A 22,101-nucleotide genomic window follows, 5' to 3' on the forward strand; every position below is an offset into this window, starting at 1 on the left:
GGGCTGTCATTCCAGCGCGGACAGTTCGTCGTTCATCTCCTGGACGGCAGTGGCGGCGTCGATTCCGCCGTCGATGTACTGCCGCACGACCCGGTTGATGACTTGGCTGTTGACGATCTTGGACGCGAGCGCGAGCTGGCCGTCCGCCGCGCCCCAGCGCTGCGCCACGTCGAGACCCGAGACGATCTCGTCGACCATTTCGGGATCATACAGCTCGGACAGCGGCGCCTTGCGGTCGACGCCCACCGGCAGCTGGGACCATGCCTCGATATACTGCTCGGGCGCGTCGCCGGTGCCGCGGCGGACCGGGAACTTGCCCTCGGGCGCGATGGCCAGCGTGTCGGTATAGCCCTCGGACATCGAGTATTCGACGAATTGCTGCGCCTCGTCGATGTCGGCGTCGACGGTGATGCCGAAATACCGGATGTCGGCCCAGGCCGCGCCATCGGGGTTCGACGGGCCGGCGAAGTTCGTCACGATTCCGGTCTTCGAGGCAAGCTCGGGCGAGGTGGGGTCGTCGTTGATCGTCGGCGGCGCGCTGTCCCGCAGGCCGGCGAGCTCGTCGAGGATGAACGGCGACCAGATGATCATCGCGGCCTCGCCCGAGAAGTAGAGCGTGCGCGACTGGTCCCAGTAAAGCTCTCCCGGCGGCGAGGCCTCGGCGATCGTCTTGTAGAAGTCGAGCACCTCGGTCGTCCTGGCCTCGTCGAAGCCGGTGAAGCCGTCCGGTCCAACGGGCGAGGCGCCGTTGGCGAGGAACACGTGTTCGAGCACCTGGCTCATGAAGTTCTCGTCGACCTTGGTGGCGGCGACGAAGCCGAACATCTCGGGCGGGTTGTGCAATACCTCGATCGCGGCCTCGACGTTGGCATAGGTGGTCGGCGGCTCGAGCCCCTGCTCTTCGAACAGGTCCTTGCGGTAGAGGATCATCTGGGTCCAGCCGTCCACCGGCACCGAGGCCCAGCCTTCGTCGGTCTGCGCGAAGTCCAGCACGCCCGAGGCGAATGTATCGGGGCCGAGATCCTCGATCACGGTGGTCGCCGCCTCGACGTCGAGGATGCCGGCGTCGACCCAGGGCAGGGCGTATTGCAGTGTGTGGTAGATCACGTCGGGCAGGTCGCCCGCGGCGAAGGCCGCCGTGGCGCGGGTGCCCAGATCGCTCTCGGTCACCGGGATCACTTCGACCGCGATGCCCGTCTCTTCCTCAAAGTTCGAGGCCAACTGTTCCTGCTGGGCCAGCCGCTCGGGCTGTTCCTCGGTCGTCCAGAAGCGGATGTCGGCCGTCGCCGGACCTGCCAGCAGCGCGGTCACGGCGGCACCCGCCATCAGCCGCGAGAGGTGTCGTTGAGTCATTGTCGGTTCTCCCTGTGGTTATCGGAAACAAGCGGTCCGTGGGTGCCACCTTGCCGGAACACCGCTGGCGCGGTCTCCCGAAGCTCCTCCGGCGGCGTGCCGCGGACCCGGTCGATCAAGAGCGCCGTCAGGCGCGTGCCGGCGGCCAGCTGGTCGACCTCGAACGTGGTGAGCGGCGGCTCCATCCCGGCGCCCTCGGGGCTGCCGTCATAGCCGGTGATCGAGATCGTGCGCCCCGGGACCAGCCCCCGCTCGCGGGCGGCGCGCAGCGCGCCCACGGCCAGGAGGTCGGTCGCGCAGACCAGCGCCGTCGGCGCGTCGGCCATGTCCAGAATGCGGCCGGCGGCGCCGCGGCCGTGCTCGGTCGTGGTGCAACCGGTCACCGTCATGCCGGACGCCGGCGGCAGTCCCGCCTCGGTCAGCCCGGTCTCGAACCCGGTGGCGCGGAGATGGGCGTAGGTAAAGGCCGTGTCGCCGCCGACGAAGCCGATCCGGCGGTGTCCCGCGCCGGCCAGCCGCAGCACGGCCTCGCGCATCGCGTCCTCGCTCGAGATGTCGAACCAGGCGCAGCCCTCGGGGTTGCCGGTGCGGCCGAACAGGACGAAGGGCACGTTCGCCTCGCGCAAAAGCGCGATCCTCGGATCGACCAGCCGGGTGCGCGGCAGGATGAAGCCGTCGGCCTTCCGCTCATCGATCAGCCGGCGATAGGTCTCCAGCCCCTCGGCCTCGCTGTCCGCGGTGGCGACGGTCAGGGTCCAGCCCTCGACGCTGGCGCCCTGGGTGATTCCCTTGAGGAAGTCGGCGAGGAATGGCTTCTGCGCGTCGTGCTGTTCGAGTTGCAGCACCAGTCCCGCGGCCCGCACGCGGCCGGTGCGGATCGCCTGCGCGTGGGCGAGGGGGGAATACCCCATGCGCCGCGCCGCCGCCACGACACGCTGCCGCGTCGAGGGGCTGATGTCGGGGTATCCGTTCAGCGCGCGGGAGACCGTGCCCTTGGTCACGCCCAGGGCTTCGGCAACATCCGCGATGGTCACGCGCGCCGTCTTCGCAACGGCCCGTCGCCGGGCCGAAGTGTCTATGATGGTTCCTCCCATGGGGATAGCTTTGCCACCGAAACCGGTTTCGGCAACACCAACTTGCGATGGGGGCCTCCGATGCCGTGCGTGCCCCTTGCCCCCTTGGGCGAAACGCGATTGATCATGGCGCCATGACACGCCTGATCGCCGATTTCGAAACCGAAACCCGCCTGATCGCCTCTGGCACCCTGCGTATCGCCGGAATCGACGAGGTCGGCCGTGGCCCCCTTGCCGGGCCGGTAACGGCGGCGGCGGTGGTCCTGGACCCCGATTGCATCCCCGACGGGCTGGGCGACAGCAAGGCGATCACCGCGCTCGACCGCAGCCGGCTGTCGGTGCTGCTGTCGGACTGTGCCGAGGTCTCGGTCGCGCATGCCACCGTGGAAGAGATCGACGAGATCAACATCCTGCGCGCCTCGCACCTTGCGATGTGCCGTGCGCTGGACGGTCTGCCGCGCCGGGTGGCGCATGCGCTGGTCGACGGAAACCACGTCCCCGACGCCCTGTCCTGCCCCGGCGAGGCGGTGATCAAGGGGGACGGGCGGTGCGTGTCGATCGCCGCGGCGTCCATCGCGGCGAAAGTTTCGCGTGACGCGATCATGGTGGATTTGGCGCAACAGCATCCGGGCTATGGCTGGGAGCGCAACGCCGGATACCCGACAAAAGCGCATCTTCAGGCGCTCCGAGATTTCGGCGTTACCCCACACCATAGGCGGTCCTTCAAACCGGTGCACCAGATATTGTGCCAAGCGAATTCTTCCGAGGGATGATGCCCAACCGTCTGGATTCCATAAATAAATTGACCGCGAATCGCCTTTGACTCATCCTGCTTCCAATCACCGACAACAGGCCTTCAAGGCCACGGGAACGAGGCAGAGATGGATACGAAGACAAAGGCCGGCGCAGGTGCGCTGCCGCTGAACACGATTCTCGACGGCGACTGCATCGACGAGATGCGGAAGCTGCCCGACTGCTCGGTCGATCTGGTCTTCGCGGATCCGCCCTACAACCTTCAGTTGAAGGGTCATCTCCACCGTCCCGACAACTCGCGCGTCGACGCGGTCGACGACGCCTGGGACAGCTTCGCCTCGTTCCAGACCTACGACCAGTTCACCCGCGCCTGGCTGGCCGAGGCCCGCCGGGTGCTCAAGCCGAACGGCGCGATCTGGGTGATCGGCAGCTATCACAACGTGTTCCGCCTGGGCGCGGCGCTTCAGGACCTGCAGTTCTGGATCCTCAACGACGTGGTGTGGCGCAAGACCAACCCGATGCCGAACTTCCGCGGAAAGCGCCTGACCAACGCGCACGAGACGCTGATCTGGGCCTCGAAGGAAGAAGCGAGCCGCTACACCTTCAATTACGAGGCGCTGAAGGAGCTGAACGACGGCGTCCAGATGCGCTCGGACTGGGTGCTGCCGATCTGCACCGGGCACGAGCGCGAGAAGGACGAGAACGGCGAAAAGGCGCATCCCACGCAGAAGCCGCAATCGCTTCTACACCGGGTGATGATCGCGACGTCGAATCCCGGCGACGTGGTGCTGGACCCGTTCTTCGGCACCGGCACCACCGGCGCCGTCGCCAAGATGCTGGGCCGCGACTACATCGGGATCGAGCGTGACGCCGATTACCGCCGCGTCGCCGAGACGCGTCTCGCCCGCATCCGCAAGTACGACAAGGCCGCGCTCGAGGTCACGCGCCCCAAGCGCGCCGAACCCAGGGTCCCCTTCGGCCAGCTGGTCGAGCGGGGGATGCTGCGGCCGGGCGAGGTGCTGACCTCGCTCAACGGCCGCCACGCCGCGAAGGTGCGCGCCGACGGCACGCTCGTCGCCGACGACGTGAAGGGGTCGATCCACAAGGTCGGCGCGGCGCTGGAAGGCGCGCCCTCGTGCAACGGCTGGACCTACTGGTGCTTCAAGCGCGACGGCCAGACCGTCCCGATCGACCTGCTGCGCCAGCAGATCCGCGCCGAGATGCAATAAGTTCACCGTCCGCCAGTGCCCGCTGCAACCGGCGTCCTCCGGGGGCGTCGCGCGGGCACGACTGTGCCCCGCCCCGGATCTGCCCCGGCGGCGGGGCTCTTTTTTTGCGACAAGGGGGAACGGTTACGTGGCGACGCAGGATTGGCCTGTGGAGAGGAACCGACAGTCGTTCCGAGCCGCCAAGGAGACAGACCATGACAGACGCCACATCGATCGTCCTCGCCTCGCGCCCGAAGGGCACGCCGAGCCAGGACAACTTCCGGCAGGAGACGCACGCCTTGCCGGCGCCGGGTGACGGAGAGATCCTGGTGCGGGTGATCTGGCTGTCGCTGGATCCCTACATGCGCGGGCGCATGGACGATGCCAAATCCTATGCCGCGCCGGTCGAGCTGGACGCGGTGATGGAGGGCGGCGTCGTCGGCGAGGTGCTCGAATCGCGCGCCGAGGGCCTTGCGGTCGGCGACATCGTGACCGGCTCGCTCGGCTGGACGACGCATGCGGTGGCGCGGGCCGACGCGGTGCGCAAGATCGACGATCCGGTGGCGCCGCTGTCCACCTATCTCGGCGTGCTGGGCATGCCGGGCCTGACCGCCTGGGTCGGGCTCAACAAGGTGATCGAGATGCAGCAGGGCGAGACGGTGCTGATCTCGGCCGCGACGGGGGCCGTCGGCGGCCTGGCCGGACAACTGGCCAAGGCGAAGGGCCTTCGCGCGGTCGGCGTGGCCGGCGGCGCCGACAAGTGCGCCTTTGCCACCGACACGCTGGGCTATGACGCCTGCCTCGATCACCGGGCGACGGACGCCGCGACCCTGCGCGACCAGATCGGCAAGGCGGCGCCGGACGGCATCGACGGCTATTTCGAGAACGTGGGCGGCAAGACGCTGGAGGCGGTGCTGCCGAACATGGCGATGAACGGGCGCATCGCGGTCTGTGGCATGATCGCCTGGTACAACGGCAAGGGCATCGACGAGGCGATGCCGCTGCCCGCGGTGTGGCGCACGATCCTGACCCAGCGCCTGCGCGTGCAGGGCTTCCTCGCGCCCGACCATTTCCACCGCTTCCCCGAGTTCATCGGCGAGGTGGGCCCGCTGGTGCGCGACGGCCGCATCGCCGTGCGCGAGGACGTGGCCGAGGGGCTGGACTCGGCGCCGGGCAAGTTCCTCGAGATGCTCGAGGGCGGCAACTTCGGCAAGACGCTGGTGTGGGTCGGCGACGACCCCTGATCAGCGGGGCAGCGGATGGCGCGCCTTGTTGTAGGCGTGCCAGTCCGTGATCTCGGGATAGTATTGCCGCCGCCATGCGCGCACCCTGGGGTTCATCACCCGGCGCCAGAGCGGCGGCACCATCGCCGCCATCGTCATCACCGGATAGCCATAGGGCAGCTGCGGCGCCTCGTCCGGGTCGTAGGTCTGCAGCAGAGGAAAGCGGCGGTCGGGCTTGTAATGGTGGTCCGAATGGCGCTGCAGGTTGATCAGCAGCCAGTTCGACACCCGGTGGCAGGCGTTCCAGGAATGGCGCGGCTTGACGTGCTCGTACCGGCCGTCGCCCAGGTGCTTTCGCGTCAGCCCGTAGTGTTCGATGTAGTTGACCAGCTCCAGCTGCCAGATCGCCACGACCGCCTGGAACAGCAGCAGCCCGACGCCCTGCCAGCCGCCGAGGATCAGGGCCAGCGCGATCATCCCCGCCTGCAATGCCGTGTAGCGCCAGAACGGGTTGCTCCTGTGCCACCAGGGCAGGTTCTTCCGCGCCAGCATCGCCCCCTCGGCGCGGAAGGCCGAGACGAGGCACTGGCGCAGGACGCGCGGGAAATAGCGGTGGAAGCCCTCGTTGTAGCGCGCCGTCACCGGGTCGCGCGGAGTACCGACATAGCGGTGGTGCACCAGCAGGTGCTCGGAGCGGAAATGCGAGTAGAACACCATCGCCAACAGCAGGTCGCCCATCCACCGCTCGGTCCGGTTGCGCTGGTGCATCAGCTCGTGGCTGTAGTTGATGCCGATCGTGCCCGTGATGACGCCGACGCCGAAGAACAGCCCCAGTCGCTCGCCGCCGTCGAGATGGGCGGCGCGGGTGGAATAGGCGATCAGCCCGAAGACCAGCAGGAATTGCAGCGGGAACCAGATGTTGGTGATCGCCCGATACCAGACCAGCTGGTCGTCCGGCGTGCCCGGATCGGCGTTCGACGTGTCGAGCCCCGCGATCAGGTCGACCAGGCTGAACAGCCACCAGGTGCAGACCGGGATCAGGGCCAGCGTCCAGCCGCCCTGCATCGCCACGCCCACCGCCAGGGGAAGGAGGCCGAGCGACAGCCAGAACGGCAGCGCGCGGGTGATCTTCGACAGGTCTGCGGCGGGGGCGGCGGCTTGGGACATGGGCGTACTCGTAAAGGCCTATGCCGTCATACTCCGCTCTACCCCGTCCGATCAATCGGCCCGAACGACGCCGCGACGGCATCGAAGGCCTTGCGCATCACCGTCGGCAGATCGGAGGGGCGAAACGCATGGGGCGCGACGAAGCCGCCGCGCTCGGGCTCTGCGTCGGCGGGCAGGTCGGCCACACGCAGGGCGAGCTTCAGGTGGAAGTGGGTGAAGGTGTGGCGCACCTCGATGCCCGGATCACGCCACGCGGCCGACACGGGTGGCGCGTCCTGCGGTGCGTTGCCCCACGCGCTGCCGGGCCAGCCCAGCATGCCGCCCAGAAGGCCGCTGTCGGGCCGCGTCTCGAGCAGCCAGGCGCCGTCGGTGCGGCGGCCGAGATAGGCGATGCCGTGCCGCACGGGCTTGGCGGCCTTCAGCGTCTTCTTCGGCAGCTCGGCCTGCGTACCCTCGTCCCGTGCCGCGCAGGGCGTCCGCCAGGGGCAGATCCCGCAGGCCGGGCTGCGCGGTGTGCAGATCGTCGCGCCCAGGTCCATCACCGCCTGCGCGTAGTCGCCGGGCCGCTCCTGCGGGGTCAGCCCGGCGGCGTGCGCGGACAGCTCCGGTTTGGCGGCGGGCAGGGGCGTGTGCACGGCATGAAGGCGTGACATCACCCGTTCGACATTGCCGTCCACCACCGTCTCGGGCTGGTCGAAGGCGATCGCCGCGATGGCCGACGCGGTGTACGGGCCGATGCCGGGCAGCGTCATCAGCTCGGCCCGCGTGCCGGGAAAGCTGCCACCATGCACCTCGACGACCTCGCGGGCGCATTTCAGCAGATTGCGCGCGCGGGCGTAGTATCCGAGCCCGGCCCATTCCCCCATGACGGCCGCGTCGGGGGCCGCGGCAAGGTTGGCGACCGTCGGCCAGAGCATCGTGAACCGCTCGAAATACGCCTTCACCGCCGCCACCGTGGTCTGCTGCAGCATCACCTCGCTCAGCCACACGCGGTAGGGATCGGGGCGCACGCCCCGGCGGCGCGCCTCCGGGCCGACGCGCCACGGCATCGCGCGGGCGTGGACGTCGTACCAGTCGAGCAGTTCGGACGAGAGGGCGGGCATGGACATGGCCACCGGGCTAGCCCCGCCGCGGCGGCGGGGCAAGGCGGCAGGCTGTCCCGGCCGGTGGCATCCCGGCGCTTATAACGTGAACTTTATTCCCTCGGGTGGCCGCAATGGTGGCGCCTGCGTGACACGTCGATAGTATGCGCCCGATGACACCGTCCGGGACGCCACCGAAACAGCGCCGGGGCAAGGGGTTCCAGCTGACCTCGGGCCTTCTGCAGGCGCGGATCCGCAAGGCCGGCGAAAGCCGCGGCTTTGCCGTCTCGCGCCTGTTGACCCATTGGGAAGAGATCGTCGGCGCCGACATCGCGCGCATCGCCCGCCCGGTGAAGGTCGGCTACGGCCGCAAGGGGATGGGCGCCACGCTGACGGTGCTGACGACCGGGCCGCAGGCGCCGATGCTCGAGATGCAGAAGGACCGCATCCGCGAGCGGGTGAACGCCTGCTACGGCTACAACGCGATCAGCGCGGTGCGCCTGACGCAGACCGCGCCGTCGGGCTTTTCCGAGGGCCAGGCCGCGTTCGAGCATGCGCCCCGGCAAGAGCGTCCCGCCCCCGATCCGCAGACCGCCGAGCGCGCCGCCGAAGCCGCCGCGCCGGTGTCGGACCCGGGCCTGCGCGCCGCGCTCGAGTCGCTCGGCCGCAACGTCCTTACTGGCAAGAAACGCACATAGAGGTATTCATGACCCGACTACTGCCCGCCATCGCTGCGACCACGCTCCTCATCGGGGGCGGCGCGCTCTACCTCAACAGCCAGGCGGGATCGGACGTGCTGCCGCTGGCCGCGCAGGCGCAGGAGGCCGACGCGCAGGGCGATCAGGCCGAGGCCGGTGCCGAAAGCGTCGAGATCACCGAGATGACGATGGGCAACCCCGATGCCGACGTGCAGGTGATCGAGTATGCGAGCTTCACCTGCCCGCACTGCCAGAGCTTCCACGAGACCGTCTTTCCGGACCTCAAGGCCGACTACATCGACACCGACAAGATCGAGTTCGTCTATCGCGAGGTCTATTTCGACCGCCCCGGCCTGTGGGCCAGCATGGTCGCCCGCTGCGGCGGCGAGATGCGGTTCTTCGGCATCGTCGACATGCTCTATGACAACCAGCGCGACTGGGTGCAGGGCGAACCGGCCGAGATCGCCGACAACCTGCGGGGCATCGGGCGCAAGGCGGGCCTGAACAACGAACAGCTCGACGCCTGCCTGACCGACGGCGCCAAGGCGCAGGAGCTGGTCAGCTGGTTCGAGCAGAACGCCGAGGAGAACGGCATCGAGTCGACCCCGTCCTTCGTCATCAACGGCGAGACCTACTCGAACATGTCCTACGAGGACTTCTCGGGCATCCTGGACGAGCAGCTGGGCGAGTGAGCGGCCCGCTGGCAGGACTGCGCGTCCTCGAACTGGCGCGCATCCTGGCCGGTCCCTGGGCCGGCCAGGTTCTTGCCGATCTGGGTGCCGAGGTCATCAAGGTCGAAAGCCCCGAGGGCGACGACACCCGCCGCTGGGGGCCGCCCTTCGTCGAGACCGGCGGCGACCGGTCCGCCGCGTATTTCCACGGCACCAACCGGGGCAAGCGGTCGATCGCGCTGGATTTCCGCGAGTCCGGCGACCTCGCCCTGGTGTGCGACCTCGTCGCGCGGGCGGATGTCGTGCTGGAGAACTTCAAGGTCGGCGGCCTGCGCAAGTACGGGCTGGACCACGAGACGCTGTGCGCGGCGCATCCGAAGCTGGTCTATTGCTCGATCACCGGCTTCGGGCAGGACGGGCCCTATGCGGGACGTGCCGGATACGACTACATCATCCAGGCGATGTCGGGCCTGATGTCCGTGACCGGCGAGCCCGACGGACAGCCGCAGAAGGTCGGCGTCGCGGTGACCGACATCTTCACCGGGCTCTACGCCTCGAACGCCATCCTCGCGGCGCTCTACGAGAGGGACCGGTCGGGGCTGGGCCAGCATATCGACATGGCGCTGATGGATTCCGCCGTCGCGATCACCGCGAACCAGGCGATGAACTATCTCGCCACCGGCACGCCGCCCCGGCGGCTGGGCAACGCGCATCCGAACCTCGTGCCCTACCAGGTCTTTCCCTGCCGCGACGGCTGGATCGTCATCGCCGTGGGCAACGACGCGCAGTTCGGGCGGCTCTGCGGGCTGCTCGGCTGTCCCGACATGGCCTCGGAGCCGACCGCCGCGACCAACGCTGCCCGCGTCGAGAACCGCGCCACGGTGACGGACAGGCTCAACGCCCTTACCGAGACGTGGAGCAAGGCCGATCTCCTGTCCGCCTGCGAGGGAACGGGCGTGCCCGCCGGGCCGATCAACGACATGGCCGAGGTCTTTGCCGATCCGCAGGTGGTCGCGCGGGGGCTGCGCCTTGCGGGCGACGGGCCGGGCGTCCGCCCGCCCTTCCGGTTCTCGCGCAGCGACGGGGTCTCGGACCGGCCGGCGCCGGGGCTGGATGCCGACGGCGCCTCGATCCGGCAAGAGCTGAAGCGCTAGAGACCCAGACCCGACAACTTGGCGTCGAGCGGGGCCCAGTCGTCCAGCTCCAGCCGCACGGGAACCGTCAGCACCTTCTGGCGAAAGGCGGGCGGCAGGCGCACCGCGTCCTTCTCGGTCGTGACGAGCTGGGCGATGTGGTGCCTGGCGTCCGCTTCGAGCCGCGTCATCAGCGCGGATGTCAGCGGCTGGTGGTCGCTGAGCGGTTCGGCATGGATGATCTCGGCCCCCAGCGTGCGCAGCGTGTCAAAGAACTTCTCGGGGCGTCCGATCCCTGCGAAGGCCAGAACGCGCACCCCGTCCCACGGCATGCCCGTGCGCAAGGGGGCGAGGGTGCCGATGACACGGGGGCAACGGATCAGCCGTCCCCATTCCGTCGTGAAGGCCTTCTGCGCCGCCTGCGGGCCGAGCGTCAGAACGATATCGGCGCGGGCCAGCCCGGCGGCGGCGGGCTCTCGCAGCGGGCCGGCGGGCAGGACGCGGCCGTTGCCGAAGCCGGTCTGCGCATCGACCACAACGATCGACAGGTCCTTGGCGACGGCGGGGTTCTGAAACCCGTCGTCCATCACCACCGCCGGCGCCCCGCTGGCGATGGCGGCCGCGACGCCGGCTGCGCGGTCGCGCGCCACCCACACGGGTGCGAAAGCGGCCAGAAGAAGAGGCTCGTCGCCCACATCGCCGGCGTCATGCACCTTGGGGTCGACGCGAACCGGACCGACCTCTCGCCCGCCGTGACCGCGGGTCACGACATGGGCCGCCGTCCCGCGCTCGGCCAACCGTTGCAGCAGCGCGATGGCGGTCGGCGTCTTGCCGGTGCCGCCCGCGTTGATGTTGCCCACGCAGATCACGGGAACCGCGGCGGCGAGCGAGTGGCCGCGCCGCAGCCGCCGGGCCGTCGCGCGGGCATAGATCGAGCCGAGCGGAGACAGCGCGCGGGATTTCCAGCCGGGCTTGGCGTACCAGAAGGCGGGCGTGCGCATCAGGCGTCCTCCGCCATGTCGAGCGCGTCGTTCAGCACCTCGATCACGCGGTCGCTGACCGCCGCCCCCGCCGACACGACATCCCAGCCGGCGCGCGCCATCTCGGCGGCGCGGTCCGGTGCCAGCAGACGCTCGACCGCGCGCCCGAGCTCCTCGGCGTCGCGGACGCGGATGCTGGCGTTGCGCTCGGTCAGGCGGGCATACTGGATGCCGTGCGCCCGCACGTTCGGCCCGTGCACCACGACCGACCCCAACGCTGCCGCCTCGAAGGGCGGGCGACCGGCGCCGGGGGACGACAGCGTGCCGCCGAAGAAGGTGATCGGCGCGAGGCGGTACCACAGCCCCAGCGCCCCGGCGCCGTCCGCGATGTGCACCTGCGCGCCGTCCGAGAAGTCGTCACCCTGTCCGGTGCAGCCGGTCCGGATCGACCGCGCGTCAAGCTCTCTGGCCAGCTCGCTGCCGTCGATCTCGGCGCTCGGCACCATCAGCAGCATCAGCCGGTGCGACAGGCGGCTGGCCTGAAGATGGGCGGCGACGATGGCGTCCACCTCGGCTGGCGGCACGTCGACGGCCAGCCACGCGGGCCGCGCCGAGAGTGCGCGGCTCAGCCGGTCGCGCCGCTCGTCGTTGCAGGGCAGGGCGCTGCCGCCGGGTTGCAGCCGGCCCGGTGTCTCGACCGGGGCGCCAAGGCGGCGCAGGCGGTCCGCCTCGGCGCCGGGTTCGGTCAGCACGGCGGTGAGGTCGCGGAAATCGGTGGCCGAGCGGCGCCGGTTGAGAAACCGCCCCTGCGGCGCATGGGCATCGACAACGATCTGCGGCGTGCCGCTACGCCGGGCCATCGGTGCCGCCGCCGAAAGGGGCCGACCGCTCCAGAGGATCGCGTCGGGCCGCCAGTGCTCGAACAGGCGCCGGGCCGATGCGCGGGACAGCTCGGTCAGCGCCATCACGTGCGCTGCCTCGGGCAGGTGCGGCCGCGCGGGGTCGTCGGGCCGCTCCAGCGTCACCAGAAGGGACAGCCCAGACCGGCTGCGGCGGAGTTGTTCCAGCGTGTCGGCGATCGCGGCGACCCCGGTCGTGGCGGCCACGTGGCACCAGACGAGCGTCCCGCGCGGACGCTCCGGCCACGCGGCGTCGGCCGCGGGCCCGTCTGCCGCCGGCGGCGCGGTCAGACCCCGATTTCCTCGGTCGGCGAGGCGGCGGTCTCTTCGTCGCGCAGGCGATGCAGGTGAGCGATGAAATAGCGCATGTGGGCGTTGTCCACGGTGCGCTGCGCCTCGGACTTCCATGCGTTGTAGGCGGACTTGTAGTCGGGGAACATGCCGACGATGTGGATGTCCTCGACGTTCTTGAACTGGTTCTCCGCCGGATTGACGAGTTCTCCGCCGAAGACCAGGTGCAGGCGCTGAGTCATATGGTGTAATCTCCTGGGGCGCGTTGGCTTGGGCGTTACCGTAAAGGCCGTGCCAGACAGGCTCAAGCGCCCGGCGGTCACGCCATGCGTGCGCGCAGTGCGGTGTGCAGCGCCGGGGCCGAGGCGACGACCCCGGACGAGCGCCGGAGCGGCGAGTTGAAGCCGATCGGTGCGCCGTGCCGGTCGGTGACGGTGCCGCCGGCCTCGGACACGATCAGGCTTCCCGCGGCGATGTCCCATTCCCACGCGTCGCGCAGGCTGAGCATCGCGTCGAAGCGGCCCTCGGCCACCAGCCCCAGCCGGTAGGCAAGCGAGGGCCGGAAATGCCGCGCGAAACCGGGCACGCCGGTGCGCCAGTGTTGCGGGTCGAAGTTGAACCGCGCGGCCAGCACCAGCGCGGTATCGGGGTCGGTGGCGCGGCTTACCCGGATCGGTGTGCCGTCCAGCGTGGCGCCTTCGCCCCGCGCCGCGGCGTAGAGCCGCTCGCGGATCGGCAGGTGCACCACGGCGGCGGTGATCCGGCCCTGTTCGGCCACGGCGATGGAATGTGCCCAGCTCTCCTGCCCCTCGACGAAGGCGCGGGTGCCGTCGATCGGGTCGACGATGAACACCCGCTTGCGGTGCAGCCGGGTCTCGTCGTCGGCGGTCTCCTCGGACAGCCAGCCGTAATCGGGCCGCGCGGCGAGAAGCGTCTCGCGCAGGGCGCGGTCCACGGCCAGGTCGGCTTCGGTCACGGGGCCCTGTCCGCCCGACTTGTCCCAGACCTGCGGATCGGCGCGCCAGTAGGGGCGGGCGATCTCGCCCGCGGCCCGCGCCGCGTCGATCAGCAGGGGCAGGTCAGCTGCCGGCAAGTGTCAGCCCCTCGACCAGCAGCGACGGCACCACGCGCGACAGGTGGGGGCGCGCGTCGTTGGCGGGCCGGATCGAGCGCAGGATGTCGTGCAGGTTGCCGGCCAGCGTACATTCGTTGACCGGGTAGGCGATCTCGCCGTTCTCGATCCAGAAGCCCGACGCCCCGCGCGAATAGTCGCCGGTGTTCGGGTTGATCGAGGACCCGATGAGCGAGGTCACGAGGAAGCCGGTGCCGATCTCGGCCATCAGCTCTTCCTTGCTCTGGACGCCCTGGGTCAGTGCGATATTCGTCACCGACGGCGACGGCGGCGCCGAGGTCCCGCGCGCGGCGTTGGCTGTGCTGGGCAGGCCAAGCTTGCGCCCCGTGGCCAGGTCCAGCGTCCAGCTGCGCAGGATGCCGTCCTCGACGATGGCGCGGGGCGAGGTCGGCAGCCCTTCGGCGTCGAACGGGCGCGACCCCGACGTGCGCGGACGATGGGGATCCTCGAGGATCGACAGGCCCGAGGGCAGCACCTGCGTGTCCATCGCGTCGCGCAGCCACGAGGCGCCGCGCACCACCGCGCTGCCCGAAGCGGCCTGCAGCAGGTGTCCGACGAGCGAGGACGCGATGCGTTCGTCGTAGATCACCGGATAGGCGCCGGTCTTGGGCCGCCGCGCTCCGGCGCGGGCGACGGTGCGCTCGGCGGCGAGGCGGCCGATCCACTCGGCGTCGGGCATGTCCGCCCAGTGCAAGCGCGACTCGCCGTGGGCGTCGCGCTCCATCCCCGTGCCCTCGCCGGTGATCGCCACGCAGGAGACGCCGTGATCGGTCCGCGCATAGCCGCCGGAAAAGCCATTCGTGGCCGCGAGGTGGACGGCGCGGCGGCCGTAGGCGGCGCTGGCCGACTGCACCTGGCTGACGCCGGCAACGGCAAGCGCGGCGGCCTCGGCCCGACGCGCCTCCTCCTCCAGCGCCGAGGGGGCGGGCTCCGGCGTCGGATCGGCGAGGTCCAGCGCCGCCACGTCCCAGTCGCGGGCCAGCTGCGCGGGATCGGCGAGGCCGGCATGGGGATCCTCGGGCGCCTCGCGCGCCATCGTCACCGCCCGCTCGGCCATCGTGCGCAGCGTCTCGGGCTTGATGTCCGAGGCGGACACGCAGGCCTGCTGCCGGCCCACCAGAACCCGCAGGCCGATCTCGATCTGTTCGGCGCGTTCGGCCTGTTCCAGCGCGCCCTGCCGCACGTCGATCGAGATCGACGTGCCGTCGACGGCGATGGCGTCGGCCGAGTCGGCCCCCGTGGCGCGTGCGGCGTCGATCAGGGCATGGGTCAGGTCGGCGAGACGGTCGGACATCGGGGCTCCCTTTCGGATGACCCTTCGGACCTAGCCCCCGGACCCGTCCCCCGCAAGCGCCGCCGGACGGTTCAGCGGATGCGCTGGCCGTTCGCCGTGACCTGTCCGTCCGGGCCAAGCCGGATGCGCGAGCGCAGCAGGTCGTCGCCCACCGACTCTGCGAACAGGCCCAGCATCATCCGCGCGCCCATCACCTGATCCTCGGGCAGCACGCCCAAGGTCACGAGGTCGTCCATCAGCGCATTCGCGCCGCTGAGGGTCAGGTTGATCTGGCCTTCGGGCATCGGCGGCGCGGCAGGGATCATGTCGTCGGTTCCCTCCGGGGGCTCGGCCGCGTCGTCGGACGGCGCTTGGAAGGTCAGGTCGCCGTCCCCGGACAGCTCGGCGCCGGCAAAGCCCAGCTCGAGCTCGCGGATCGTCAGGCTGTCGAAGGTCGCGGCCGACTCGTCCTCTGGGTCGATCTCGGACAGTGCCTCGTTCAGCGTCATGCGGCCGGCAAGGTCCAGCTTCAGCCGGGCGGGCGTGCGCGGCAGGATCCCCTGGGGATCGACCATCGCCCAGAGCTGGTCGTCGACCGTCAGGCCGTCGAGGTTCAGCATCAGGGCGATATCGCGCTGTTCGTCCGAGGGGGCGAGCGGGAAGGTGAATCTCGTCGCGATCTCGTCGATGCTGGCCTCGACCGGTGGACCGGGCAGCTGCGGGCTTTCGGCCGTGAAGGTCATGTTACGCATCGCGCCGTCGACGGTCAGGTTGCCGTCCGACAGGTCGTATTCGCTGCGGCCGCCCTCGCTCTGGGTCGCCAGGGTGCCGCCCTCGGGCCCCTCGACGGAAAAGCGGCTGCTGGTGGCGCCGTAGCTGTAGGCCCCCCCCGCCGTCACATCGCGCGACACCAGCGCATCGGCGTTTCCGAAAAGACCGCCGGTGCCGAAGCTCTCGACGGCGACGTCCTCGTAGGTGGCTTCCAGAGAGAACCCGGTGCCCTCGTCATCCGCGCCCGTCGCGGCAAGCGCGACGGCGTCCACCGACATCTGCCCGGTCGTGGCCGGATTGCCCGTCCCGTCGCCGGATTCCACGAGATAGTCGCCCGATAGCCCCGTCATCGTCGCGCCCGCCTCGACCTCGACCGGTTCGCCGTCCACGGTCAGCGAGGTCAGCGTGATGTCCACACCGCCGGCCTCGACCTGGTAGTCGATCTCGGGCGGCTGGCCGCGCGCCACCAGTGAAAGGTCCGTCGTCGCGATCTCGATCTCGGTGGTCGAGGACTCGCCGTCCTCGGGAGCGGCTTCGGTCGTCAGCCGCGTCACCGGAGACGGGTCGACCGTCACGCTGCCATCGTCTTGCTCTGTCAGCACGATGCGGTCCAGCATCACCGTCGCGCTGCCGTCGGGATAGGTGACGCGGCTGCGCACGCCGCTCAGGGTCAGCGCATCGCCGTCGCGCGAGGTCTCGGCCGCCGTGATCTCCTGCTCGCTCTCGGTCGCCTGGTCCTGCCAGGCCTGCCACAGGGCGTCAGCCGTCAGAGCCGCGGCCGGTGCGGCGGGCAAGAGGCCGGCGGCGCAAGCCAGGCCGATGACGGTTCGAGAGGGGACGGCGACGGACATGTTCTTCTCTCCGGTTGGGCTGTTGGCGCATACTTCGCCGTCCGGGGCCGCCGGCGTCAAGCGCGTCGCTGGCACGACCGGGTCGGCTCGACTAGGTTGCCGCAAGGCGAAGGAACCATGCGAGGGAGACGGGCATGCCCGACATGACAGGAAAGACAGTGCTGATCACCGGCGCGAGCCGGGGCATCGGGTCCGAGGCGGCCCGCGTCTTTGCCGCCGCCGGCGCAAAGGTCGCCCTGGTGGCGCGCGACGAGGACTCGGTTGCCGCGATCGCCGGGGAACTGGGGCCGGACACGGCGCTGGCCATTCCCTGCGACGTCTCCCGCTACTGGGAGGTGCGCGCGGCGGTCGACGCCGCCGTGCAGACCTTCGGCAGCCTCGACGTCCTGGTGAACAATGCCGGCGTGATCGAACCGATCGGCCACATGGCCGAGATCGACCCGGCGGACTGGGGCCAGGCGATCGATATCAACCTCAAGGGTGTCTATCACGGCATGCGCGCCGCGATGCCCTTCATGCTGCAGCAGGGCGCCGGCACCATCCTGAACATCTCTTCGGGCGCGGCGCACCGCCCGGTCGAGGGCTGGTCGCAATACTGTGCCGCCAAGGCCGGGGCGGCGATGCTTACCCGGTCGGCCGACCACGAGACGCGCGGGCAGGGGCTGCGGGTCATGGGCCTGTCGCCGGGCACCGTCGCCACCGATATGCAGCGCGAGATCAAGGCGAGCGGAATCAACCCGATCAGCCAGCTCGACTGGGACGACCATATCCCGGCAGACTGGCCGGCGAAGGCGCTCCTGTGGATGTGCGGGCCCGAGGCCGACGACTATCTCGGCGGCGAGGTCTCGCTCCGCGACGAGGGCGTGCGACAGAAGGTCGGACTGACGTGATCACCTGCGAGAAGGACGGCCCGCTCTGGACGGTGACGCTCGACCGTCCGGACAAGGCGAACGCCCTGACAGCGGCGATGCTGGAACAGCTCGTCGCCTGCATCGACGAGGCCCACGGAACCGCGCGGGCGGTCCTGATCACCGGCCGGGGCCGCACCTTCAGCGCCGGCGCCGATCTCGACGAGGCGAAGCAGGGCCTCGCGACCTCTCCGCTGTGGGAGACGCTCTCGGACCGGATCGCGGCGCTGCCCTGCCTGACCGTAGCCGCGCTGAACGGCACGCTTGCCGGCGGTGCCTTCGGCATGGCCATGGCCTGCGACATCCGTCTCGCGGCGCGCCATGCGACGTTCTTCTACCCGGTAATGCAGCGGGGCTACCTGCCGCAGGCCGCGGATGCCGCCCGCCTGAAAGAGCTGATCGGGCCGGCGCGCGCCAAGCTTCTGCTGATGGGCGGCGCGCGCCTCAGTGCCGACGAGGCGTTCTCCTTCGGTCTCGTCGAGGGCGTCTGCCATACCGAAGAGGTGCTGCCCCGCGCCGCCGCCCTGGCCGAGGACGCCCTGTCGGCCAGCCCGGACCACGCCGCCGCGATCAAGGCGCTGATCTGACCGTGCTAGCGCCCTCGCCGTTTCGGACCGCGCCGCGCGCCGGGTGTCTTGGAATGAAACTCGGGCGGCCGTTTGGCCACCCACGAGGCGAACTTCGCCAGCCGCGGATGCGCCCTGAGCGCCTCGGGCGTGGAATAGGCCCGCGCCAGTTCGACCTCGCTCAGCGTGGCGTGGATCTCGTTGTGGCAGATCTGGTGCATCAGCACCGTTGGCCCGCCCTTGCCGCCGCGCAGCTTGGGAACGAGGTGATGCAGGCTCTGCCTGGCATGCGGCGGAATCGGCCGGCCGCACAGGGGGCACACGGGGTCGTCCATCGCGGCGCAGTCTGGATCCGCCGCGCGTCCGGCCGCAAGGCGCGCCGATGACGCAGGACGGCGGGATCGACGCGCTGGTCGTGGGCGCGGGGCCGGCCGGACTGATGGCGGCCGAGGAACTCGCCCGTGCGGGCCGCCGCGTGCTCGTGGCGGAGCAGAAGCCGAGCGTCGCCCGCAAGTTTCTGATGGCGGGCAAGAGCGGCCTGAACCTCACCCAGGACGAACCGTCCGGGGCCTTCGCCAGCCACTACGACAGCTCCGAGATGCGCCGCGCCGTGGCAAGTTTCGGCCCGGCCGAGGTCATGGACTGGGCACGCGGCCTCGGGCAGGAGGTCTATACCGGCTCGTCCGGCAAGGTCTTTCCACTGACGATGAAGGGTTCGCCGCTGCTCCGGGCATGGCTGTCGCGGCTCGCGGACCGGGGCGTGGCCCTGCGCACGCGGTGGCGCTGGCACGGCTGGGACGACGGCGCCTTCGCCTTCGACACGCCGGACGGTCCGCGCGCCCTGCGGCCCGCCGTCTGCGTCCTCGCGCTCGGCGGCGCCAGCTGGGCGCGGCTCGGCTCCGACGGCGCATGGGCGCCCTGGCTGGCCGGGCGCGGCGTTCCGCTCACCCCCTTTGCGCCCGCCAATGCCGGGCTCTCCGTGGCCTGGTCCAGGCCGATGGCCAAGGTCTTCGGCCAGCCGCTCAAGGGTGTGCGTCTCGGCGCCGGTGCGCTTCACAGTCGCGGCGAGTGCGTCGTCTCGGCCGCCGGGCTCGAGGGCGGCGGGCTCTATCCGCTGACCCCGGCCTTGCGCACCGGCGCGCCGCTCCAGGTGGACCTGCTCCCCGATCTCGATACCGACACGATCGCCGCGCGCCTGCGCCGCCCCCGTGGCAAGGCTTCGGTTGGCCAGTGGCTGCGCAAGACGCTCAGGCTCGATCCGGTCCGGCTCGCCCTGCTGTTCGAGGCCGCGCATCCCCTTCCCACGGGCGAGGCGCTGGCGCACAGGGTCAAGGCGCTGACCCTCCGCCACCAGGGACCCCGCCCGATGGACGAGGCGATCTCGACCGCCGGCGGCATCGCCTGGCCCGGCCTTGACGACGACCTGATGCTGCGGGCCTGTCCCGGCGTCTTCGCCGCGGGCGAGATGCTGGACTGGGAGGCCCCGACCGGTGGCTACCTCCTGACCGGCTGCCTCGCGACGGGCCGCCTCGCGGGCCGGGCCGCCGCCGGCTTCCATTGACCGCCGCTTGACGATACTCCGGTGTGCATGACCAAGGACATGGCCACCCTCTACGACGAGACGGTCCGCGCCAGGGGGCTGACCGCCGACCCCGCGCAGCGCGCCGTCCTGCCCGAGTTCGACCGCATCGCCGCCGCCCTGGCCGAGGGCCCGGCCCGCAAGGGCGGCCTGCGCGGGCTGTTCTCCCGTCCCGCCGACCCGCCCAAGGGGCTCTATCTCTGGGGCGGCGTCGGGCGCGGCAAGTCGATGCTGATGGACCTCTTCTACGAGGCCGCCGAGATCGACGCGAAGCGCCGGGTGCATTTCCACGCCTTCATGCAGGAGGTGCACAGGGGGATGAAGGCCGCCCGCGCCCGCGGCGTCGACGACGCGATCGCCCCCTTCGCGCGCGAGGTCGCGGCCGAGGTGCGCCTGCTCTGCTTCGACGAGATGCAGATCGGCGACGTCGCCGACGCGATGATCGTCGGCCGCCTGTTCGAAAAGCTCTTCGACGCCGGCGTCGTGGTGGTGACGACCTCGAACCGCCCGCCCGACGACCTCTACAAGGACGGGCTGAACCGCTCGGTTTTCCTGCCCTTCATCCGCCTCCTCAAGCACCGGCTCGCGGTCCGCGAACTCGACGCGGCGCAGGATTACCGGCAGGACCGTCCCTCGGCGGGCGAGTCCTACTTCACGCCCGCCGACGCCGAGGCGAGCGCCCGGATGGACCGCGTCTGGGACGACCTCGCCGAAGGCACGCCCGAGCCGCTGGAGCTCACCGTCTCAGGCCGCACCGTCACTGTGCCGCGGCATGCGGGCGGCGTGGCGCGGGCCCGGTTCTGGGATCTCTGCGGCCGCCCCCTCGGGGCCGCCGACTATCTCGCCGTGGCCGAGGCGGTCGACGTCCTCCTGCTGGAAGAGGTGCCGCGCCTCGGCTCCGAGAACTACAACGAGGCCCGCCGCTTCGTCACCCTGATCGACGCGCTCTACGAGGCCGGCACGCGGCTCTACATCTCCGCCGCCGACACCCCCGAAAGCCTCTATGTCGAGGGCGAAGGCACCTTCGAGTTCGAGCGCACGGCCTCCCGCCTGCGCGAAATGCAGTCCGAGGGCTGGGGCGGCTGACCCGCCTTCTTCTGCCGTGAAATATTCCGGGGGTGCGGGGGCAGCGCCCCCGCGAACCGCCCGCCGGAGGCGGGCGCAAGGTCGCGTGCGCCGAAGGCGCGCCGCGGGGTTCAGCCGTTCTCGCCCAGCACCTGCCCGGCAAGGTAGAGCGAGCCGCAGATCAGCACGCGCGCGCCCGGCGCGGTGCCGGCGATCTCCGCCAGCGCCGCGCCGACGCTTTCCGCCTCCGAGGCGGGGATCCCGGCCGCCCGTGCCGCGGCGGCGACTTCGGCCGGGGGATGCGCGCTGTGCTCGCCGGGGATCGGCACCGCGGTCAGGCTGGCCGCCATCCCGGCCAGCGGCGCGAGGTAGCCGCCGGCATCCTTGGTGTTGAGCATGCCGCAGATCAGGTGCAGCGGCCGGTCGTCCATCGCCGCCAGGCTGTCGGCGAGCGCGGCGCCCGCATGGGGGTTGTGGCCGCCGTCGAGCCAGATCTGCGCCCCGGGCGCCGCATCGGCCAGGGGCCCGCGCGTCAGCCGCTGCATCCGCGCCGGCCAGGCGGCTCCGGTCATCGCGGCCTCGCAGGCGGTCTCGTCGCTTTCCAGGTGGCGCAGCGCCGCGAGCGCGATTCCGGCATTGTCGATCTGGTGACGGCCCGGCAGCGCCGGCAGCGGCAGGTCGAGGAGACCGCGCTCGTCCTGGTAGACGAGGCGCCCGCGCTCTTCCCAGGCATGCCAGTGTTGCCCGCGCACCAGCAGCGGCGCGCCGAGCGCCGCCGCCCGCGCCTCGATCACCTCCAGCGCCGCGTTCTCCTGCCGGCCCACCACGCAGGGCACGCCGCGCTTGAGGATGCCCGCCTTCTCCGCGGCGATTTCCGGCAGCGTCTCGCCCAGGAACTGTTGGTGGTCGAGCGCCACGGGCGTGATCGCCGTCAGCCTGGGCCGGGCGACGACGTTGGTGGCGTCGAGCCGCCCGCCCAGCCCGACTTCCAGCAGGCAGTACTCGGCCGGCACGCGCGAGAAGGCGAGAAGCGCGGCGCAGGTGGTGATCTCGAAATAGGTGATCGGATGGCCTTCGTTCGCGGCCTCGCATTCATCCAGGATCGCGGCCAGTTCGTCCTCTCCGATCAGCTCCCCGGCCAGCCGGATACGCTCGTGGAAGCGGACGAGATGCGGCGAGGTATAGGCGTGGACACGGTTGCCCGCGGCCTCGAGCCCGGCTCGCAGCATCGCCAGGGTCGATCCCTTGCCGTTGGTCCCGGCGACATGGATCACCGGCGGCAGCGCGTCCTGCGGGTTGCCTGTCGCGTCCAGCAGCCTCCAAACGCGATCGAGCACGAGGTCGATCACCTTGGGGTGCAGCGCCATCATCCGCGTCAGGATGCGGTCGGAGGTGTCGGGGCTCATGGGCGGTCGCGCCGGTCCA

Annotated in this window: 22 protein-coding genes; 10 read left to right on the top strand and 12 right to left on the bottom strand. The window is 70.6% G+C overall.

Going from position 1 to position 22,101, the window contains the following annotated elements:
- Nucleotides 1-6: 6 nt before the first annotated feature.
- Together BMZ25_RS14815 and BMZ25_RS14820 are read right to left on the bottom strand one after the other, a co-directional pair.
- Complete coding sequence (locus BMZ25_RS14815; RefSeq protein ID WP_092694973.1) at nt 7-1,353, bottom strand: ABC transporter substrate-binding protein; 1,347 nt, start codon at nt 1,351-1,353, stop codon at nt 7-9.
- Nucleotides 1,350-2,387, bottom strand: a complete 1,038-nt coding sequence (locus tag BMZ25_RS14820; protein WP_235859890.1) for a LacI family DNA-binding transcriptional regulator — start codon at nt 2,385-2,387, stop codon at nt 1,350-1,352. Before BMZ25_RS14820 ends, BMZ25_RS14815 begins: the two co-directional genes overlap by 4 nt.
- A gap of 173 nt (nt 2,388-2,560) precedes the next feature.
- Here BMZ25_RS14820 and BMZ25_RS14825 point away from each other — a divergent pair, with 173 nt between their 5' ends.
- The 3 genes from BMZ25_RS14825 to BMZ25_RS14835 all read left to right on the top strand — a co-directional run bounded on the left by BMZ25_RS14825 (nt 2,561) and on the right by BMZ25_RS14835 (nt 5,631).
- Nucleotides 2,561-3,199 (top strand): ribonuclease HII, encoded by a 639-nt coding sequence (locus tag BMZ25_RS14825; RefSeq protein WP_092694977.1) that lies wholly within the window; start codon nt 2,561-2,563, stop codon nt 3,197-3,199.
- 108 nt (nt 3,200-3,307) lie between these two features.
- Nucleotides 3,308-4,408 (top strand): site-specific DNA-methyltransferase, encoded by a 1,101-nt coding sequence (locus BMZ25_RS14830; RefSeq protein WP_092694979.1) that lies wholly within the window; start codon nt 3,308-3,310, stop codon nt 4,406-4,408.
- A gap of 194 nt (nt 4,409-4,602) precedes the next feature.
- Nucleotides 4,603-5,631 (top strand): NADP-dependent oxidoreductase, encoded by a 1,029-nt coding sequence (locus BMZ25_RS14835; RefSeq protein ID WP_092694981.1) that lies wholly within the window; start codon nt 4,603-4,605, stop codon nt 5,629-5,631.
- Here BMZ25_RS14835 and BMZ25_RS14840 read toward each other — a convergent pair whose 3' ends face one another.
- Nucleotides 5,632-6,777, bottom strand: coding sequence for an alkane 1-monooxygenase (locus BMZ25_RS14840; protein ID WP_092694983.1), 1,146 nt, complete (start codon nt 6,775-6,777; stop codon nt 5,632-5,634).
- A 38-nt stretch (nt 6,778-6,815) separates the two neighbouring features.
- Nucleotides 6,816-7,886, bottom strand: coding sequence for an A/G-specific adenine glycosylase (gene mutY / locus BMZ25_RS14845; RefSeq protein WP_092694985.1), 1,071 nt, complete (start codon nt 7,884-7,886; stop codon nt 6,816-6,818).
- Between the two features lie 146 nt (nt 7,887-8,032).
- On the opposite strand from mutY, the gene BMZ25_RS14850 reads away from it, so the two are divergent.
- From BMZ25_RS14850 to BMZ25_RS14860, 3 genes are read left to right on the top strand one after another with little or no spacing between them, the layout of a single operon-like run.
- Entirely contained in the window at nt 8,033-8,557 is a 525-nt protein-coding gene (locus BMZ25_RS14850; protein WP_092695252.1) for a DUF721 domain-containing protein, read from the top strand.
- A gap of 8 nt (nt 8,558-8,565) precedes the next feature.
- Complete coding sequence (locus tag BMZ25_RS14855; RefSeq protein ID WP_092694987.1) at nt 8,566-9,249, top strand: DsbA family protein; 684 nt, start codon at nt 8,566-8,568, stop codon at nt 9,247-9,249.
- On the top strand, nt 9,246-10,382 hold the full coding sequence (locus BMZ25_RS14860) for a CaiB/BaiF CoA transferase family protein (RefSeq protein WP_092694989.1): 1,137 nt from the start codon (nt 9,246-9,248) through the stop codon (nt 10,380-10,382). Before BMZ25_RS14855 ends, BMZ25_RS14860 begins: the two co-directional genes overlap by 4 nt.
- Here the strand turns inward: BMZ25_RS14860 and lpxK are convergent.
- The 6 genes from lpxK to BMZ25_RS14890 all read right to left on the bottom strand — a co-directional run bounded on the left by lpxK (nt 10,379) and on the right by BMZ25_RS14890 (nt 16,558).
- Nucleotides 10,379-11,362, bottom strand: a complete 984-nt coding sequence (gene lpxK, locus BMZ25_RS14865; RefSeq protein ID WP_092694991.1) for a tetraacyldisaccharide 4'-kinase — start codon at nt 11,360-11,362, stop codon at nt 10,379-10,381. The two genes, BMZ25_RS14860 and lpxK, sit on opposite strands and share 4 nt — an antisense overlap.
- Complete coding sequence (locus BMZ25_RS14870) at nt 11,362-12,531, bottom strand: 3-deoxy-D-manno-octulosonic acid transferase (protein ID WP_268874224.1); 1,170 nt, start codon at nt 12,529-12,531, stop codon at nt 11,362-11,364. Before BMZ25_RS14870 ends, lpxK begins: the two co-directional genes overlap by 1 nt.
- Nucleotides 12,528-12,773, bottom strand: a complete 246-nt coding sequence (locus BMZ25_RS14875) for a DUF4170 domain-containing protein (RefSeq protein ID WP_092694995.1) — start codon at nt 12,771-12,773, stop codon at nt 12,528-12,530. Before BMZ25_RS14875 ends, BMZ25_RS14870 begins: the two co-directional genes overlap by 4 nt.
- A 77-nt stretch (nt 12,774-12,850) precedes the next feature.
- Nucleotides 12,851-13,624 (bottom strand): inositol monophosphatase family protein, encoded by a 774-nt coding sequence (locus tag BMZ25_RS14880; protein WP_092694997.1) that lies wholly within the window; start codon nt 13,622-13,624, stop codon nt 12,851-12,853.
- On the bottom strand, nt 13,611-14,957 hold the full coding sequence (locus tag BMZ25_RS14885) for a TldD/PmbA family protein (protein WP_092694998.1): 1,347 nt from the start codon (nt 14,955-14,957) through the stop codon (nt 13,611-13,613). The genes BMZ25_RS14880 and BMZ25_RS14885 overlap by 14 nt, the downstream gene beginning before the upstream one ends.
- A gap of 71 nt (nt 14,958-15,028) precedes the next feature.
- Nucleotides 15,029-16,558: a hypothetical protein gene (locus BMZ25_RS14890; RefSeq protein WP_092695000.1), complete on the bottom strand. Its 1,530-nt coding sequence runs from the start codon at nt 16,556-16,558 to the stop codon at nt 15,029-15,031.
- Nucleotides 16,559-16,692: 134 nt separating this feature from the next.
- Here BMZ25_RS14890 and BMZ25_RS14895 point away from each other — a divergent pair, with 134 nt between their 5' ends.
- Complete coding sequence (locus BMZ25_RS14895) at nt 16,693-17,448, top strand: SDR family oxidoreductase (protein WP_092695002.1); 756 nt, start codon at nt 16,693-16,695, stop codon at nt 17,446-17,448.
- The gene (locus BMZ25_RS14900; RefSeq protein WP_092695004.1) at nt 17,445-18,053 is read left to right on the top strand and encodes an enoyl-CoA hydratase/isomerase family protein; all 609 of its coding nucleotides are present in this window, start codon (nt 17,445-17,447) and stop codon (nt 18,051-18,053) included. Before BMZ25_RS14895 ends, BMZ25_RS14900 begins: the two co-directional genes overlap by 4 nt.
- Before the next feature lie 5 nt (nt 18,054-18,058).
- Here the strand turns inward: BMZ25_RS14900 and BMZ25_RS14905 are convergent, their stop codons facing one another.
- Nucleotides 18,059-18,367: an HNH endonuclease family protein gene (locus BMZ25_RS14905; protein WP_092695006.1), complete on the bottom strand. Its 309-nt coding sequence runs from the start codon at nt 18,365-18,367 to the stop codon at nt 18,059-18,061.
- Nucleotides 18,368-18,414: 47 nt separating this feature from the next.
- Here BMZ25_RS14905 and BMZ25_RS14910 point away from each other — a divergent pair, with 47 nt between their 5' ends.
- Together BMZ25_RS14910 and zapE are read left to right on the top strand one after the other, a co-directional pair.
- Nucleotides 18,415-19,593, top strand: coding sequence for a TIGR03862 family flavoprotein (locus BMZ25_RS14910; RefSeq protein ID WP_092695008.1), 1,179 nt, complete (start codon nt 18,415-18,417; stop codon nt 19,591-19,593).
- A gap of 27 nt (nt 19,594-19,620) precedes the next feature.
- Nucleotides 19,621-20,697, top strand: a complete 1,077-nt coding sequence (gene zapE, locus BMZ25_RS14915; RefSeq protein ID WP_092695010.1) for a cell division protein ZapE — start codon at nt 19,621-19,623, stop codon at nt 20,695-20,697.
- A 110-nt stretch (nt 20,698-20,807) separates the two neighbouring features.
- Here the strand turns inward: zapE and BMZ25_RS14920 are convergent, their stop codons facing one another.
- Nucleotides 20,808-22,082, bottom strand: a complete 1,275-nt coding sequence (locus tag BMZ25_RS14920) for a bifunctional folylpolyglutamate synthase/dihydrofolate synthase (protein ID WP_092695012.1) — start codon at nt 22,080-22,082, stop codon at nt 20,808-20,810.
- Nucleotides 22,083-22,101: the final 19 nt, after the last annotated feature.

It is taken from the genome of Tranquillimonas rosea, from assembly GCF_900111315.1.
GTDB classification, from domain to species: domain Bacteria; phylum Pseudomonadota; class Alphaproteobacteria; order Rhodobacterales; family Rhodobacteraceae; genus Tranquillimonas; species Tranquillimonas rosea.

Excerpts from the sequence above, each read along its gene's own strand:
- BMZ25_RS14855 (WP_092694987.1), top strand. The coding sequence starts at position 8,566 with ATGACCCGACTACTGCCCGCCATCGCTGCGACCACGCTCCTCATCGGG.
- BMZ25_RS14895 (WP_092695002.1), top strand. The coding sequence starts at position 16,693 with ATGCCCGACATGACAGGAAAGACAGTGCTGATCACCGGCGCGAGCCGG.
- BMZ25_RS14835 (WP_092694981.1), top strand. The coding sequence starts at position 4,603 with ATGACAGACGCCACATCGATCGTCCTCGCCTCGCGCCCGAAGGGCACG.
- BMZ25_RS14875 (WP_092694995.1), bottom strand. The coding sequence starts at position 12,773 with ATGACTCAGCGCCTGCACCTGGTCTTCGGCGGAGAACTCGTCAATCCG.
- mutY (WP_092694985.1), bottom strand. The coding sequence starts at position 7,886 with ATGTCCATGCCCGCCCTCTCGTCCGAACTGCTCGACTGGTACGACGTC.
- BMZ25_RS14920 (WP_092695012.1), bottom strand. The coding sequence starts at position 22,082 with ATGAGCCCCGACACCTCCGACCGCATCCTGACGCGGATGATGGCGCTG.
- zapE (WP_092695010.1), top strand. The coding sequence starts at position 19,621 with ATGACCAAGGACATGGCCACCCTCTACGACGAGACGGTCCGCGCCAGG.
- BMZ25_RS14910 (WP_092695008.1), top strand. The coding sequence starts at position 18,415 with ATGACGCAGGACGGCGGGATCGACGCGCTGGTCGTGGGCGCGGGGCCG.
- BMZ25_RS14905 (WP_092695006.1), bottom strand. The coding sequence starts at position 18,367 with ATGGACGACCCCGTGTGCCCCCTGTGCGGCCGGCCGATTCCGCCGCAT.
- BMZ25_RS14825 (WP_092694977.1), top strand. The coding sequence starts at position 2,561 with ATGACACGCCTGATCGCCGATTTCGAAACCGAAACCCGCCTGATCGCC.
- BMZ25_RS14840 (WP_092694983.1), bottom strand. The coding sequence starts at position 6,777 with ATGTCCCAAGCCGCCGCCCCCGCCGCAGACCTGTCGAAGATCACCCGC.
- BMZ25_RS14850 (WP_092695252.1), top strand. The coding sequence starts at position 8,033 with ATGACACCGTCCGGGACGCCACCGAAACAGCGCCGGGGCAAGGGGTTC.
- BMZ25_RS14885 (WP_092694998.1), bottom strand. The coding sequence starts at position 14,957 with ATGTCCGACCGTCTCGCCGACCTGACCCATGCCCTGATCGACGCCGCA.
- BMZ25_RS14815 (WP_092694973.1), bottom strand. The coding sequence starts at position 1,353 with ATGACTCAACGACACCTCTCGCGGCTGATGGCGGGTGCCGCCGTGACC.
- BMZ25_RS14890 (WP_092695000.1), bottom strand. The coding sequence starts at position 16,558 with ATGTCCGTCGCCGTCCCCTCTCGAACCGTCATCGGCCTGGCTTGCGCC.
- lpxK (WP_092694991.1), bottom strand. The coding sequence starts at position 11,362 with ATGCGCACGCCCGCCTTCTGGTACGCCAAGCCCGGCTGGAAATCCCGC.
- BMZ25_RS14830 (WP_092694979.1), top strand. The coding sequence starts at position 3,308 with ATGGATACGAAGACAAAGGCCGGCGCAGGTGCGCTGCCGCTGAACACG.